The following is a 14778-nucleotide window of genomic DNA, read 5'->3' on the forward strand; positions in this document are numbered from 1 at the left end:
CGGCGGGCCTCAGCCGTGTGTGCTCGCGCCACCCGCCTCGGCGCGGCGTACCTCCTGTTGGAGCTCGGCGCGACCGCAGAGCAGGTCGCGTCCCATCGACGCGTGCAGCGCTGCAGCGGCCCGAAGGGCGAAGGGCAGGGTCAGCAGCGCGACGACCCCGATGGCGCTGATCACCAGGATGTCGGCCCGCTCACTGGTGCCGAACCCCATCAGCGAGGCGAGCGTGTGGGGGTCCGAGCCGCGGGGAACGGCCTGCTCCCAGATGCCGTACGTCGTGCCGCCGACCGCCGCTGCCCACCAGGTCACGGCGGTCGCCCAGGCGACCGTCGCGGTGAACACCGCGACGACGGTCCAGGCGACGTCGAGCCAGGACTGCGGGTCGCGGGCCGGTGTCGTCACCCGTCGCAGCGCCGACTCACCGGGTGGGGAGGAGAGGTACGTCGGATGGGCCATCGGCGTGCCGAGCAGCCGCCCCAACCGCCGGCGCTCGACGAAGGCGAACCCACGGGCGGTGAGCAGGCCCAGGGCCAGGATGGGCAGGCCGACGAGGAGGACGGCGAGTCCGACGCCGAGCGAGACCAGCACCGCCACCAGGACGACCGCGAGGACGGACAGGGGCAGGCTGGTCAGGGTGTAGGCGCTGTCGCGGCCGAGTCGTCGCCACCAGGCCGGGCCGCCGGCTGCCGGCTGGGTGCCCTCCCCGGACCGACCGCCGTCGGCGCTGTCGATGACCGGGATCGGTGCGGTCGGGGCTGGCGCTCGCGAGGTGTCGATGTCCATGCCTCCACGCTCGCGCCTCGGTCGGCGCCGCCGCGAGGGTGCCAGCACCCCAAGGTGGGGTAGGAATTCTTCCCCCGATCGGGAATCAGTGCGGGGTCGCCTTCGTTGTCACGGGTGAGCGAAGTTGAGTTGATCTGACTCAACTTGTTTGACACAGTCACAGACACTCAACGACGATGCGGTGCGGTCCTGGAGGACCCCAGCAGACGCATCCCAGACGGAGGTAACACAACATGGCACGAGCGGTCGGAATTGACCTCGGAACGACGAACTCCGTCGTCTCCGTCCTCGAGGGTGGCGAACCCACCGTCATCGCCAACGCAGAAGGGGCCCGGACGACACCGTCGGTCGTGGCCTTCGCCAAGTCCGGCGAGGTGCTCGTCGGCGAGGTCGCCAAGCGGCAGGCCGTCACCAACGTCGACCGGACGATCCGGTCGGTCAAGCGCCACATGGGCACCGACTGGACGACGAAGATCGACGACAAGACCTTCACGCCCCAGCAGATCAGCGCCTTCGTGCTGCAGAAGCTCAAGCGCGACGCCGAGGCCTACCTCGGCGAGACGGTCACCGACGCGGTGATCACCGTCCCGGCGTACTTCTCCGACGCACAGCGTCAGGCCACCAAGGAGGCCGGCGAGATCGCGGGCCTCAACGTGAGCCGCATCGTCAACGAGCCGACCGCGGCCGCGCTCGCCTACGGGCTCGACAAGGGTGAGTCCGACCAGACCATCCTCGTCTTCGACCTCGGTGGCGGCACCTTCGATGTGTCCCTGCTCGAGATCGGCGAGGGCGTCGTGGAGGTGAAGGCCACCAGCGGTGACAACCACCTCGGTGGCGACGACTGGGACTCCAAGGTCGTCGACTGGATGGTCAAGAAGTTCCAGGGCAACAACGGCGTCGACCTGAGCAAGGACAAGATCGCGCTGCAGCGCCTCCAGGAGGCCGCTGAGAAGGCGAAGATCGAGCTGTCCTCCTCCAGCGAGACCACGGTGCACCTGCCCTACATCACCCACGGTGAGTCCGGCCCGCTGCACTTCGAGGAGAAGCTGACCCGCAGCGAGTTCCAGAAGCTCACCTCGGACCTGCTCGACCGCACCAAGGCGCCGTTCCAGCAGGTGCTCAAGGACGGCGGCGTGGCCGTCTCCGCGATCGACCACGTGGTCCTCGTCGGCGGTTCCACCCGGATGCCGGCCGTGACCGACCTGGTCAAGCAGCTGCTCGGCGGCAAGGAGCCCAACAAGGGCGTCAACCCCGACGAGGTCGTCGCCATCGGTGCCGCGCTGCAGGCGGGTGTCCTCAAGGGCGAGGTCAAGGACGTGCTCCTGCTCGACGTGACCCCGCTGAGCCTGGGCATCGAGACCAAGGGCGGCGTGATGACCAACCTGATCGAGCGCAACACCACGATCCCGACCAAGCGGTCGGAGATCTTCACCACTGCTGACGACAACCAGCCGTCGGTGGAGATCAAGGTGGCCCAGGGCGAGCGTCAGATGTGGGCGCAGAACCAGCCCCTGGGCAACTTCGAGCTCACCGGCCTGCCGCCGGCTCCGCGCGGAGTGCCGAAGATCGAGGTCACCTTCGACATCGACGCCAACGGCATCGTGCACGTGTCCGCCAAGGACCAGGGCACCGGCAAGGAGCAGTCGATGACGATCTCCGGTGGCAGTGCGCTCGGCAAGGACGAGATCGACCGCATGGTCAAGGACGCCGAGCAGTACGCCGAGGAGGACGCCCGGCGTCGCGAGGCCGTCGAGGCCCGCAACCAGGCCGACTCGCTCGTCTACTCGACCGAGAAGTTCCTCTCCGAGAACGACGAGAAGCTGCCCGAGGACGTCAAGACCGAGGTCCGCGCCGACGTCGACGAGCTGAAGAAGCTGCTCGAGGACGAGAACACCGACAAGGACACGTTCACCGCGGCCATCACCAAGCTGGGCGAGTCCAGCCAGAAGATGGGGGCGGCCATGTACGCCGCCAGCGAGGCGGAGAGCGCCGCCAGCGCCGGTGAGTCGGGCGAGGCGACCAGCGAGGGCGACGACGACGTCGTCGACGCCGAGATCGTGGACGAGGACACCCCGACCGACGGGGAGTCCAAGTGACCTCTGAGGACAAGTTCCCGGACGCGGCGTCGGCTGGGCAGGGAAACCCTGCCCAGCCGGGCCGTCGGCCCGGCGGCGAGCCCGAGGACCACGGACCGGCGCACAGCTTCGGCGACGCGGCCGGCGAGATGGCCAACGAGACCGAGGTCGAGGGGTCGGACCAGGCCGACAGCGACGAGCTGACCCTGGCGCAGACCGCCCTGGCCGAGCGCACGCTGGACCTCCAGCGACTCCAGGCCGAGTTCCTCAACTACAAGAGGCGCGTCGACCGGGACCGCGAGCTGGTCAAGCAGAACGCCGTCTTCGCGGTGCTCAGCGGCCTGCTGCCCGTGCTCGACGACATCGACCGTGCCCGTGAGCACGGCGAGCTCGAGGGCGGCTTCAAGGCGGTCGCCGACTCGCTGGAGCGCACGGTGACCGGGCTGGGGCTGACCAAGTTCGGCGCCAAGGGCGACGAGTTCGACCCCAACGTGCACGAGGCACTCATGCACGGCCACTCGCCCGACGTGACCACCACGACGGTCGACGTCGTGGCCCACGCCGGCTACCGCATCGGTGACCGCGTCGTGCGTGCGGCGAAGGTGACCGTGCTGGATCCTGAGCAGCAGGCACCGGAAGCGGCCGCGGGAGAGCCCGCGGCCTCGGAGCAGGACGAACAGCAGTAACCACCGGACCGACGACCGGACGGGAGGAGGGGTGAACAGATGAGCAACGCAGACTGGGCCAACAGGGACTTCTACAAGGTCCTCGGGGTGGCCAAGGACGCCGACCAGGCGGCCGTCAAGAAGGCCTACCGCAAGCTGGCGCGGGAGAACCACCCCGACTCCAAGCCGGGCGACAAGGCGGCGGAGGAGCGGTTCAAGCAGATCGCCGAGGCCTACGACGTGCTGGGCGACGCCGCGAAGCGCAAGGAGTACGACGACATGCGCTCGATGTTCGCGGGCGCTGGCGGCGGCTTCCCCGGGGGCTTCCCGGGCGGCTTCGGCCAGGGCGGCGGCAGCGCCGGCGGTGGTGGCTTCGACCTCTCCGACCTGTTCGGGGACATGTTCAGCCGTGGCGGAGGCGGTGGCTTCGGCACCCGCACCCGCACCCCCCGCGCCGCCCGAGGGGCCGATGTGGAGGCCGAGGCGACGATCCCGTTCGAGGGGTCCATCGACGGCACCACGATCAGTCTCCGGCTGAGCTCCGACGCCCCCTGCCCGACCTGTTCGGGCACCGGGGGCAAGCCCGGCACCAAGCCGCACATCTGCCCGACCTGCGAGGGCGCCGGCGTCGTGGTGAGCTCGGTGGGCGGCGGCTTCTCGATGAACGAGACCTGCCCGGAGTGCCACGGCCGGCAGCTGGTCTACGACGAGGCCTGCCCGACCTGCCACGGCAGTGGTCGGGGGATGTCGAGCCGCGCGGTGTCGGCCCGCATCCCGGCCGGGGTGAAGGACGGACAGAAGATCCGGCTCAAGGGCAAGGGGGCCGCCGGCGAGAACGGCGGCCCGCCCGGTGATCTGCTGGTGACGGTGCACGTGAAGGGCCACCGGATCTTCGGTCGCAAGGGTGACAACCTGACGCTGGAGGTCCCGGTGACCTTCGACGAGGCCGCCCTCGGCTCCGAGATCAAGGTGCCCACCCTCGGTGGTTCGCCGGTGACGCTCCGCATCCCGCCGGGCACCCCCAACGGCCGGGTGTTCCGGGTCCGGGGGCGTGGAGCACCACGTAAGGACGGCACCAAGGGAGACCTGCTGGTGACTGTCGACGTGCAGGTGCCCGACGCGCTCGATGAGGCCACCAGAGCGGCCGTCACGGCGTACCGTGACGCACGGAGCGGCGCCGACCCCCGGGCCGCACTGTTCCAGGGTGGTGCGTGATGGCCGGTCCTCGCGACGGCGGCACGGGTCGCGGTTCCCGGGTGCCCGGCCCTACCGTCCCGGTCTACGTGATCAGCGTGGCGGCCGAGCTCACCGGCCTGCACCCACAGACGCTCCGGCAGTACGACCGGGTCGGCCTGGTCTCGCCGGGTCGCACCGGTGGTGGTGGGCGACGGTACTCCTTGCGCGACATCGAGCTGCTCCGCGAGATCGCCGAGCTGACGGCCACCGGCATCGGCCTCGAGGGCGTACGCCGCATCCTCGAGCTCGAGAACCAGGTGACCGCACTCCGCAGCCGCAACCGAGAGCTGCGCGCACGCGTCGCCGATCTCCAGAGCGCTCTCGAGTCCACCCTCAGCGCCCTGCAGGAGCAACGGCCCAACCTGCCGGTGCTGCGCCAGAGCGGACCGGTCAGCCCGTTCCGCGACCCGCACTGATCGAGCGCACTGGTCAGCCGGTGCGCGGTCGTGGTCGCGTGCGCAGCATCTCAGTGACCCCCAGGACCACCAGCCGTTAGTGTCAGCGACGGTCCACGGGACCACGCGCTGCCCACAGGACGGTGAGAGATGCTGCTGGAGATCGACTGGTTCTTCCAGCATGCCGACTGGTGGCACGTCCTCTCCATCCCGGTCTTCACCGGGGTCGTCGGCTGGCTGATCAACTGGACCGGCCTGGTCATGCTCTTCTCGCCGGTGCGCTTCCACGGCATCACGATCCCCGGCATGCGACAGCTCTCCCGGGTGCTGCCGCGCAAGATCCAGGAGGTGCCCGGCTTCCTGCAGGGCGGGATCGGCTGGCAGGGGATCGTCCCGGCGCGCGCGGCCAAGATGGGCAGCATCGCGGTGGACAAGGCGATCGCCAAGCTGGGTACGCCGAAGGAGTTCTACCAACAGCTGGAGCCCGACCAGATCGCCGAGCACATCGTGCAGGTCTTCGAGCCCGAGGTCCCGGCGATGGTCGAGCAGATCATCAGGCGCGAGCACCCGAACCTGTGGCGCGACCTTCCCGCCCGCGGTCGCACCGCGGTGATCGCACGGGTACAGGCCCAGCTGCCGGGCGTCGTGCACCAGGTGACCGACGAGATCGGCGAGCACATCGACCAGCTGCTCGACCCGAAGATCATGGTGATCAACCACTTCCAGAGCAACCCGGCGCTGGTGGTGCGCATCTTCCGCGACTTCGGCCAGAAGGAGCTGAACCTGATGGTCGCGTTCGGGTTCGTCTTCGGCTTCGTGCTGGGGATCCCGGTGGCGATCGTCGACCACTGGTTCGGCCAGTGGTGGCTGCTCCCCGTGCTCGGTGTGATCGTCGGCTGGACGACCAACGCCCTCGGCATGTGGCTGATCTTCGAGCCGCCCGAGGAGCACCGGATCCTCGGCATCAAGGTGCACGGGTTGTTCCTGCGTCGCCAGAACGAGGCGGCCGAGGTCTACGCCCAGATCATCGCCGACGACGTGATCACCCTGGAGAACATCGGCGACTTCCTGCTCGACGGCCCCCGCGGTGACCGCACCCGGCAGATGCTCGCCGAGGCGATGCGGCCGGCCATCGACAACGCCGCCGGGCCGGTGCGCGGCGCTGTCCGGATCGCCGTCGGCACCCGTCGCTTCGACAACATCCGCGACGCCGTTGCCGTCGAGGCCGTCGACCGCACCATCAAGCCGTTCAAGGACCCCGAGTTCAGCCGCCGCCAGGCCGAGAAGATCTACGACCTGATCGCCCAGCGCACCAAGGAGCTCCCCCCTCGTGACTTCGTGGAGATGATGCGCTCCGCGATCAAGGAGGACGAGTGGATGCTCTACGCGCACGGCGCGATCATGGGCTTCGCGGGAGGATTGCTCCACCTGGCCATCTTCGGAGTGGGAGGAGCCACGTGAGCGAGCACGACCCGTCACGACGTACGCCGGCCCTGTGGGACGAGGCGGCCGAGGCACTGCCCGGCATGACCCGGATCGCCGCACGGGCCTGGATGCGCTCGGCCGCGTGGGCCGTGGGTTCCGGAGTGCGCTCGGGTCGCCTCTTGGCGCGCTCGCTGACCAATCCCGCGGTGGCCGGTGAGCTGGTCCAGGAGGTGGCTCGTGACGTGGCCGAGGCCTCGCGCGCGGTCAACGACGTCGCCCGGGCGGTGTCGGCCGGCGTACCCATCCCGAAGGCGCTCCTCGACGCGACCGTCTCGCTCTCCTCGGTGGTGCTGGCCGACGTGACACCGAGGGGCACCGAGGCCGAGGAGAGGTCACTGCGCGAGCGAGGGGAGGAGCTGCTCCATCGGTCGCGCGACGTGTGGAGCGAGGAGGGCGAGACCCACCCCGCCTATGCCCGCATGCTCGACGAACTCGCCCCCGACGAGGCCCGGATCCTGCTCCTGCTGCTGCGCGGAGGCCCCCAGCCGTCGGTCGACGTCCGAACCGGTGGACCGATCGGCCTGGTCAGCTCCTCGCTGGTGGCACCGGGCATGTCGATGATCGGCGCCCGCGCCGGGTGCCGTTACCTCGACGAGGTGCCGGCCTACCTGAACAACCTGTTCCGGCTGGGCCTGATCTGGTTCTCCCGCGAGCAGCTCGAGGACCCGATGGAGTACCAGGTCGTCGAGGCTCAGCCCGACGTGCTGGAGGCGATGCACTCGGTGCGCTTCCCCAAGGTGGTACGCCGGTCTATCCACCTGACGCCGTTCGGGGCCGGCTTCTGTCGCGCCTGCCTCGTCGACCCGGAGGAGACCGACGAGCTGCCCGCGCACCAGATCCCCGAGGAGTAGACGCCTCGCCCCGCCCGGGACAGCGATACGCCCACCGGGAACCTGGAGGGGGTCCGGTGGGCGCGACGCTGCAGAACAGTGGGCCTGGTGGCCCGGGGGTCAGCTCAGAGGATGGCCTTGTTCAGGATGGCCTTGTTGAGGATCGCCTTGTTCAGGATGGCCTTGTTGAGGATGGCCTTGTTCAGGATCGCCTTCTGGGTCGGCGCCTTGGCGCTCGCTGCCGTGGCGGCCGGTGCGGCAACGCCGAAGGACAGGGCGGCGATCAGGAGGGCGGCGAAGAGGGTCTTGACCCGGATGCGGATCCTGCTCATTTGTGACTCCTAGTGGTGTTGAAGGGGGTGCGTCCGTTCTATCCGGGGTGCGTTGGTAAGGGCGATGGCTATATCGGGTCATCTATTTCGCCCGAGTCCGAAATATCAGGACAGAGTTGACTGGAACCCCCTCAACTCGGTGTCAGTGGGCTAGACGGATCCGACTCAGGCTTGACGCGCGGCTGGGAGGGTGAGTGTGAATATTGAGCCCTGTGGGTCACGTGGGGCATATGTGACACTCCCTCCCTGTGCTTCGGCCAGGGCCCGGACCACGAAGAGGCCTAGACCAGTTCCGCGTGCGCGGGTCCCCGGAGCCCGCGCGTACTCCTGGAACAGCCGCGGGCGGAACGACTCGGGCACGCCCGGCCCGCTGTCGTGGACGGCGATGCTGACGTGCGAGCCGGTGGCGTCGACGCGCACCTCGAAGGGCGGGTCGCCGTACTTGCGGGCGTTGCTGAGCAGGTTGCCCAACATCTGCTGGAGCCGCATCGGGTCGGTGACGACCATCGGCCGGGCGTCGTTGACCACGGTGAGGTCGAAGGCGTCGTCGATGACCGAGCGCACGATGTCCGCAGGGTCGACGTGCTCGAGCTGGACCGCGAGCACGCCGTGCTGGGCCTGACCGGCGGCGAGGAGGTCGGCCGTGATGTTGTCGAGCAACCGCGTCTGCCGGCTGATGGCGCTGAGCATGCGGGAACGCTCGGCCTCGCTGAGCTCCGGCCCGTGGATGACGAGCGTCTCCGCCACCCCCATCAGCACGCTGACTGGGTTGCGGATCTCGTGCGCTGCCGTGGCGATGGCTCGGCGGAGAAGCTCGGCCTCGTCGCCGCTCTGTGTCTGCAGGTAGACGACCTGGTCGGTGCCGCTGTGCCGGACCGTGACCATCACCCGCCGCGGCGGCTCGCCGAGGTCCAGCAGCGTGGAGGCGTCGTGCTCGGGCTCGTCGACCAGATGCGCGGCCAGCCCCGGGGCGATGAGGGCGAGGTCGGTGTCGGGTGCGGAGAGGTCGCCGAGGAGACGCCCGGCCTCCCGGTTGGCGCGGATCACGTTGCCCCGGCGTACCTGCAGGAACCCGAACGGGGCCAGCTCGAGGTGGTCGAGCACGGCTGGGCGCTCAGCCGGATCGGCCGCACCGTCGTCGCGACCGGCCGACACCGTGGCCACGAGCGTGCGGAGCTGGGCGAGCAGCTTGCTGAGGGGCTGCCCCTTCTGGAGGTAGCCGTCGGCCCCCCCGGCGAGTGCCCGGGTGGTCATCTCCGAGGCGCCGAACCCGGAGAGCATCACCACGATGGCGTCCGGGCGGGCGCTGCGGACCAGGGGCAGCGCCTCGAGCCCGTCCATCACCGGCATGGCGATGTCGAGGAGCACGAGGTCGGGTTCGTGAGCGGCTGCCGCATCGACAGCCTCGCGACCGTTCTCGGCATGGGCCACCACATCGAACTCGCCGGTGCGTTCCAGCGCCATCGTGAGCAGGTCACGCAAGTCAGGGGTGTCGTCGACGATGAGCACCCGCAGTGGTTCGGGGTTCAGCGCGACCCCGCTCACGTGTCCTCACCTGCCCCGGGAGCATCGGTCCGGCCCTCGACCATCCCCTCGACCAACGCCGGGGAGGACCGGAGCGGGCGCTTGCCGAGCTGCCCGCGGTCGTCGCCGAGCAGCTCGGTGATCATCTTGCTGGCCGAGGAGATGCTGCTGTCCAGCGCGTCCATGCCCCGCTGGCGCTCGCCGAGGTCGAGGGCCATCCGGGCGACGACCATGCCCTGGAGCACGGCGTCGTTGAGCTCCAGCGCGCGCTGCTCGCGCTCGACCTGGTCCTTGAACAGCTGGGGGCTGGCGCTGGTGCCGCCGAAGCCACCCCGCAGCGTCCAGTAGTAGACGGCGACGACGGCGCCGACGAGGTCCCAGAGGGCCAGGCCCGGCCCCCACGCCTTGCGCATCGCGAGACCCTGCTCGAGGTCGACCCCGGTGTAGGGCATCAGCATGTGCACGAAGTGGGCGCCGTGGTGGACAGCGCAGGTCAGGAAGATGGCGGCCGTCGCCGCCCCCAGGGCGTTCGTCGTCAGCTGCCGGCTCACCACCAGCGGCCGGGCGATCGCGTAGGAGATCATGAAGTAGGCAATCGAGATCACGGCGTTGCAGGCCGCCCCCAGCGTCCACCACACGGCAGTCCTCCTTCGTCAGTCGTTCAGTGCACCGGGACCGTCAGGGTGAGCACGAGCAGCGTGGCTCCGGACAGGGCTGTCCAGGCCCAGGCCGCGCGTCCCAGGTCGCCCATCACCCGCGCGCGGTCCAGCAGGGGTCGGCGCAGCCCGACGAAACAGGTCGCCGCGACGACCAGCTCCCAGACCGCGCATGCGAGGTCCCACCCGCCGACGGGCTCACGACCCAGGCCGAACGGCAGTCCCGCGGTGCGCGAGACGGTCCACAGCACGATCAGTCCGAGGCTGCCGGCGATGCCGGCCAGGAGCAGTCGGTCGCTGGTCGCGTCGAGGAGCACCAGGACGGCCCAGGCCGCCTGAGAGAGCGTGACCAGCAGAAAGAACAGGCCGAGGTACCACGCCTCTCCGAGGTGGTGGGGGAAGACGGCGGCATGGCCACCGGCGGCGGCGACGCTGCTGCCGACGGCCAGACCCCTCCAGGTGGAGGAGTCCCGGGCGACCCGGCTCGACGCCGCGAGACTCGCCTGGCCGGACGTGGTGAGCCGGCCCCCCAGCAGGGAGGCGCGCAGCTCGGCGACGCGCTGGTCGTGCTCCTGGGCGCTGGCCGGTGGGCGGTGCGTCGTACGCCGGGAGGAACGCGTGGCCGCCTGCACCTGGGGGAACAGGAGGTAGAGGACCCCCGCCAGTCCGAGGACCAGCAGGAGCAGGTGGAAGCCGTGGGCCAGCAGCCCGAGCATCGACGACTCCCCTCCTCTGGACGTACGCCGATCGGTGCGCACAGTCGCGACGGTTCTGACTGTAGGAGGATTCGGGTCCTGGCGCTGGACGACTGGCCACGTCGACCGGTGGCGGGGACCGTGAATTTTCGCCAAAGTTGAGGGGAATGGACTCAACTTTGGCGCCGTTGAGGTAGACAGAACACCAGCCATCCCGGACCTCTGAGGAGAACCACGTGGACGCATCGAAGCTCACCTCGCGCAGCGTCGAGGTGATCAACGCTGCCGGCACTCTCGCCGTCACCGAGGGCAACCCCCAGATCGACCCGGTGCACCTCGCGGTCGCACTGCTGCGCCAGGAGCGCGGCATCACGCCCTCCCTGCTGGCCAAGGCGGGCGCGGACGTCGCGTCGGTGAGCCGGGTGCTCGACCAGGCGCTGTGGAACCTGCCCAAGGCGTCGGGCTCCACCGTGTCCAGCCCCGCGCCGTCACCCGCCTTCACGCGCGTGCTCGCCAAGTCGCTCGACCTGATCAAGGACATGGGCGACGACTACGTCGCCACGGAGCACCTGCTGCTCGCGCTGGCGGTGGTCGACAGCCCGGTGAAGACGCTGCTCAACGAGGTCGGGGCCGACGAGGAGGCCGTGCGGCAGGCGATCACGGCCGTGCGCGGGAACCGGAAGGTCACCAGCCAGGACGCCGAGGCGAACTACGAGGCGCTCGAGAAGTACGCCGTCGACCTGACCGCGCGGGCCGAGGAGGGCAAGCTCGACCCGGTCATCGGCCGTGACGCGGAGATCCGCCGCGTCGTACAGGTGCTGTCGCGTCGTACCAAGAACAACCCGGTGCTGATCGGCGAGCCCGGCGTCGGCAAGACCGCGGTCGTCGAGGGGCTGGCCCAGCGCGTGGTCGCCGGTGACGTTCCCGACTCCCTCAAGGGACGCCGGGTGCTCAGCCTCGACCTGGCTGCGATGGTGGCCGGCGCGAAGTACCGCGGTGAGTTCGAGGAGCGGCTCAAGGCCGTGCTCGAGGAGATCAAGGAGTCGGCCGGCCAGATCATCACCTTCATTGACGAGCTGCACACCGTCGTGGGTGCCGGTGCAGGTGGCGACTCCGCGATGGACGCCGGCAACATGCTCAAGCCGATGCTGGCCCGTGGCGAGCTGCACCTGATCGGTGCCACCACGCTGGACGAGTACCGCGAGCGGATCGAGAAGGACCCCGCTCTCGAGCGCCGTTTCCAGCAGGTCTTCGTGGGTGAGCCGAGTGTCGAGGACACCGTGGCCATCCTGCGCGGGCTGCAGGAGAAGTACGAAGCGCACCACGGCGTGAAGATCACCGACGCCGCGCTGGTGGCCGCGGCGATGCTGTCCGACCGCTACATCACCGGCCGCCAGCTCCCCGACAAGGCCATCGACCTCGTCGACGAGTCGGCCTCGCGGCTGCGCATGGAGATCGAGAGCTCGCCGGTCGAGATCGACCAGCTCCGCCGGGCCGTCGACCGGATGAAGATGGAGGAGCTCGCGCTCGAGCGGGAGACCGACGACGCGTCCCGGGACCGGCTGGAGCGGCTGCGCTCCGACCTCGCCGACAAGGAGGAGGAGCTGCGCGGGCTCGAGGTCCGCTGGGAGCGCGAGAAGGCGGCGCTCGAGGGCTCCGGTGCGCTGCGCAAGGAGATCGACCACCTGCGCGTCGACGCCGAGCGCAAGCTCCGCGAGGGCGACCTCGAGGGTGCCTCGCGCATCAACTACGAGACGATCCCGGCACTGGAGGCGCAGATCGCGCAGGCCGAGTCGGCCGAGCACGCCGACGAGCGGATGGTCAGCGAGGAGGTCGGGCCAGAGGAGATCGCCGAGGTCGTCGAGGCCTGGACCGGCATCCCGACCGGTCGGCTGCTCGAGGGCGAGACCGCCAAGCTGCTCCAGATGGAGGAGATCATCGGCCGGCGCCTGGTGGGCCAGCGGGCCGCGGTCAGTGCCGTCTCCGATGCCGTACGACGCAGCCGGGCCGGCATCTCCGACCCCAACCGACCCACCGGTTCGTTCCTGTTCCTCGGGCCGACCGGTGTCGGCAAGACCGAGCTGGCCAGGTCGCTCGCCGACTTCCTCTTCGACGACGAGCGCGCGATGGTGCGCATCGACATGAGCGAGTACTCCGAGAAGCACTCGGTCTCGCGGCTCGTCGGTGCCCCTCCGGGCTACGTGGGGTACGACGAGGGCGGTCAGCTGACCGAGGCAGTACGCCGTCGCCCCTACTCGGTGGTGCTGCTCGACGAGGTCGAGAAGGCACACCCCGAGGTCTTCGACATCCTGCTGCAGGTGCTCGACGACGGACGGCTGACCGATGGCCAGGGCCGCACCGTCGACTTCCGCAACACCCTGCTCGTCCTGACCAGCAACCTCGGGTCGACCTACCTCGTCGACCCGCTGCTCGACGAGGAGAAGAAGCGCGAGTCGGTGCTGGCCGTGGTCCGGCAGGCGTTCAAGCCGGAGTTCCTCAACCGCCTCGACGAGATCGTGATGTTCGATGCCCTCGGCAAGGAGGAGCTCGCCCACATCGTCGACCTCCAGCTGGCGGCCTTCGACCAGCGGCTGGCCCCGCGCCGGATCACCGTCACGGTGACCGAGGCGGCTCGCCAGTGGCTGACCGACAACGGCTACGACCCGGCGTACGGCGCCCGGCCGCTGCGCCGGCTCGTGCAGACCGCCATCGGCGACCCGCTCGCGCGGATGCTGATCGGTGGTGAGGTGCTCGACGGCCAGGAGATCGCGGTCGACCACGTCGAGGGTGAGGACGAACTGCGGCTGACCGTGGTGTGAAGTTCTCAGACGGCCTTGCTTGAATGAGGCCCATGAGTGACAGCGGATCCACCCGACCTCGCCAGTTGACCCTGGCCGGGTGGTTCGTGGTCGTCGGGTCCGTGATGCTCGTGATCACGGTGTACACCTCCATCGCGACCCTCAACTCGGTCGAGACCCGGGACCGCGTCACCGACTGGCTCTCCACACCGACCGGTCAGGACCTCGGGCTCAGCGTGACCGATGCCCTCTCCGGGCTGCGCGTCGCCCTGATGGTGACCGGACTGTGCGCAGCGGCGTCGGCGGTGCTCGGCTTCTTCGTGCTGCAGCGCCACCGCGGCGCCCGCATCGCGCTCAGCGTGATCGTGGTGCCGATCCTGCTCGCCAACCTGATGACGGCACCGTTGACCGGTGGCCTGCTGGGCGCCCTGATCGCGGCCGCCACCGTCGTGCTGTGGACCGGCCCGGCGCGCGACTGGTTCGCCGGCCGGCCGGTGCGGCAGCCGGCCGCGCCCCAGCCCCCGGGCGAGCGGCCACCGGAGCCGACCCCGCCCGCCTCCCAGCCGCCGGTCGCACCGCCGCCCGCCGACCTCTCCACCCAGCGGCCCTCCGACGCGCCTCCTGCCACCACGGGGTTCGGCGAACGTCCGGCCCACCAGGAGGTGAGCCCGCCCCAGCAGCAGTGGGCCCCGCCGGCCGGGCCGCCGATGGCCTACCAGCAACCAGCTCCCACCTTCGCCGTCCCCACGTCGGTCAAGGTGGCCTGCGTGTTCACCTGGGTCTTCTCGGGCCTGGTCGCGCTGGTGTACGTCGCCCTGCTGTTCGTGCTCGTCGTGGCCAGGGACGACATCGTCGACTACGTGACCGGCCTGCCTGAGTGGCAGCAGTCGAACCTCTCCTCCGACATGCTGACGCCGGTGCTCTGGCTGGGGTCGCTGCTGTTCCTGGCCTGGTCGGTGGGCGCGATGGTGCTGGCGTGGTTCACCTGGCGCCGGCACAACTGGGCGCGCTACCTCCTGGCCGCGAGCGCAGGTGTGTCCCTGCTGGCCTCGGCCTTCGCGTTCCCGGTCTCGCTCCTGCACATCGTCGCGTGCATCGCCACCATCGCCTGCCTGTTCACCGCCCGCGCCCGCGCCTGGTTCGCCATGCCCACGCACGGCTACTGGCCGCCCCAGGGACCACCCCCAGGGCCGCCGCAGGGACCGCCCTTGGGCCCGCCATCAGGACCGTCCTACAGCTCGCCCCCGCCACCCGCGCCGGGACCGCCGCCGGACCAGCAGGGCAAGCCACCGGTGTGGTGACGACCC

At 70.0% G+C, this 14778-nt stretch carries 13 protein-coding genes; 8 read left to right on the plus strand and 5 right to left on the minus strand.

The window, feature by feature from the left end:
• Positions 1–9: 9 nt before the first annotated feature.
• On the minus strand, positions 10–780 hold the full coding sequence (locus H976_RS26060; protein WP_051276761.1) for a sensor domain-containing protein: 771 nt from the start codon (positions 778–780) through the stop codon (positions 10–12).
• Positions 781–1013: 233 nt separating this feature from the next.
• Here H976_RS26060 and dnaK point away from each other — a divergent pair, with 233 nt between their 5' ends.
• The 6 genes from dnaK to H976_RS29520 all read left to right on the plus strand — a co-directional run bounded on the left by dnaK (position 1014) and on the right by H976_RS29520 (position 7487).
• Positions 1014–2876 (plus strand): molecular chaperone DnaK, encoded by a 1863-nt coding sequence (gene dnaK / locus H976_RS0112455; protein WP_027861811.1) that lies wholly within the window; start codon positions 1014–1016, stop codon positions 2874–2876.
• Positions 2873–3541, plus strand: a complete 669-nt coding sequence (gene grpE / locus H976_RS26065; protein ID WP_036226182.1) for a nucleotide exchange factor GrpE — start codon at positions 2873–2875, stop codon at positions 3539–3541. The genes dnaK and grpE overlap by 4 nt, the downstream gene beginning before the upstream one ends.
• A 39-nt stretch (positions 3542–3580) precedes the next feature.
• Positions 3581–4735, plus strand: coding sequence for a molecular chaperone DnaJ (gene dnaJ / locus H976_RS0112465; RefSeq protein ID WP_027861812.1), 1155 nt, complete (start codon positions 3581–3583; stop codon positions 4733–4735).
• Positions 4735–5172 (plus strand): heat shock protein transcriptional repressor HspR, encoded by a 438-nt coding sequence (locus H976_RS0112470; RefSeq protein WP_051276762.1) that lies wholly within the window; start codon positions 4735–4737, stop codon positions 5170–5172. The genes dnaJ and H976_RS0112470 overlap by 1 nt, the downstream gene beginning before the upstream one ends.
• 129 nt (positions 5173–5301) lie before the next feature.
• Complete coding sequence (locus tag H976_RS26070) at positions 5302–6612, plus strand: hypothetical protein (protein WP_051276763.1); 1311 nt, start codon at positions 5302–5304, stop codon at positions 6610–6612.
• Complete coding sequence (locus tag H976_RS29520; RefSeq protein ID WP_036226185.1) at positions 6609–7487, plus strand: Abi-alpha family protein; 879 nt, start codon at positions 6609–6611, stop codon at positions 7485–7487. Before H976_RS26070 ends, H976_RS29520 begins: the two co-directional genes overlap by 4 nt.
• Before the next feature lie 104 nt (positions 7488–7591).
• Here the strand turns inward: H976_RS29520 and H976_RS0112485 are convergent, their stop codons facing one another.
• The 4 genes from H976_RS0112485 to H976_RS29995 all read right to left on the minus strand — a co-directional run bounded on the left by H976_RS0112485 (position 7592) and on the right by H976_RS29995 (position 10694).
• Entirely contained in the window at positions 7592–7798 is a 207-nt protein-coding gene (locus H976_RS0112485) for a pentapeptide repeat-containing protein (protein WP_027861815.1), read from the minus strand.
• Positions 7799–7963: 165 nt separating this feature from the next.
• Positions 7964–9343, minus strand: a complete 1380-nt coding sequence (locus tag H976_RS0112490) for a response regulator (RefSeq protein ID WP_027861816.1) — start codon at positions 9341–9343, stop codon at positions 7964–7966.
• On the minus strand, positions 9340–9960 hold the full coding sequence (locus tag H976_RS0112495; RefSeq protein WP_027861817.1) for a hypothetical protein: 621 nt from the start codon (positions 9958–9960) through the stop codon (positions 9340–9342). Before H976_RS0112495 ends, H976_RS0112490 begins: the two co-directional genes overlap by 4 nt.
• A 23-nt stretch (positions 9961–9983) precedes the next feature.
• Positions 9984–10694, minus strand: coding sequence for a hypothetical protein (locus H976_RS29995; protein WP_051276764.1), 711 nt, complete (start codon positions 10692–10694; stop codon positions 9984–9986).
• 215 nt (positions 10695–10909) lie between these two features.
• Here H976_RS29995 and clpB point away from each other — a divergent pair, with 215 nt between their 5' ends.
• Both clpB and H976_RS0112510 read left to right on the plus strand, forming a co-directional pair.
• Positions 10910–13492 (plus strand): ATP-dependent chaperone ClpB, encoded by a 2583-nt coding sequence (clpB, locus tag H976_RS0112505; RefSeq protein ID WP_027861818.1) that lies wholly within the window; start codon positions 10910–10912, stop codon positions 13490–13492.
• Between the two features lie 32 nt (positions 13493–13524).
• Positions 13525–14772 carry a hypothetical protein gene (locus tag H976_RS0112510; RefSeq protein WP_027861819.1) on the plus strand — a complete coding sequence of 416 codons (1248 nt, stop codon included), beginning with the start codon at positions 13525–13527 and terminating at the stop codon, positions 14770–14772.
• Positions 14773–14778 lie beyond the last annotated feature (6 nt).

It is taken from the genome of Marmoricola sp. URHB0036 (genome assembly GCF_000426045.1).
In the GTDB taxonomy this organism is placed as follows: domain Bacteria; phylum Actinomycetota; class Actinomycetes; order Propionibacteriales; family Nocardioidaceae; genus Marmoricola.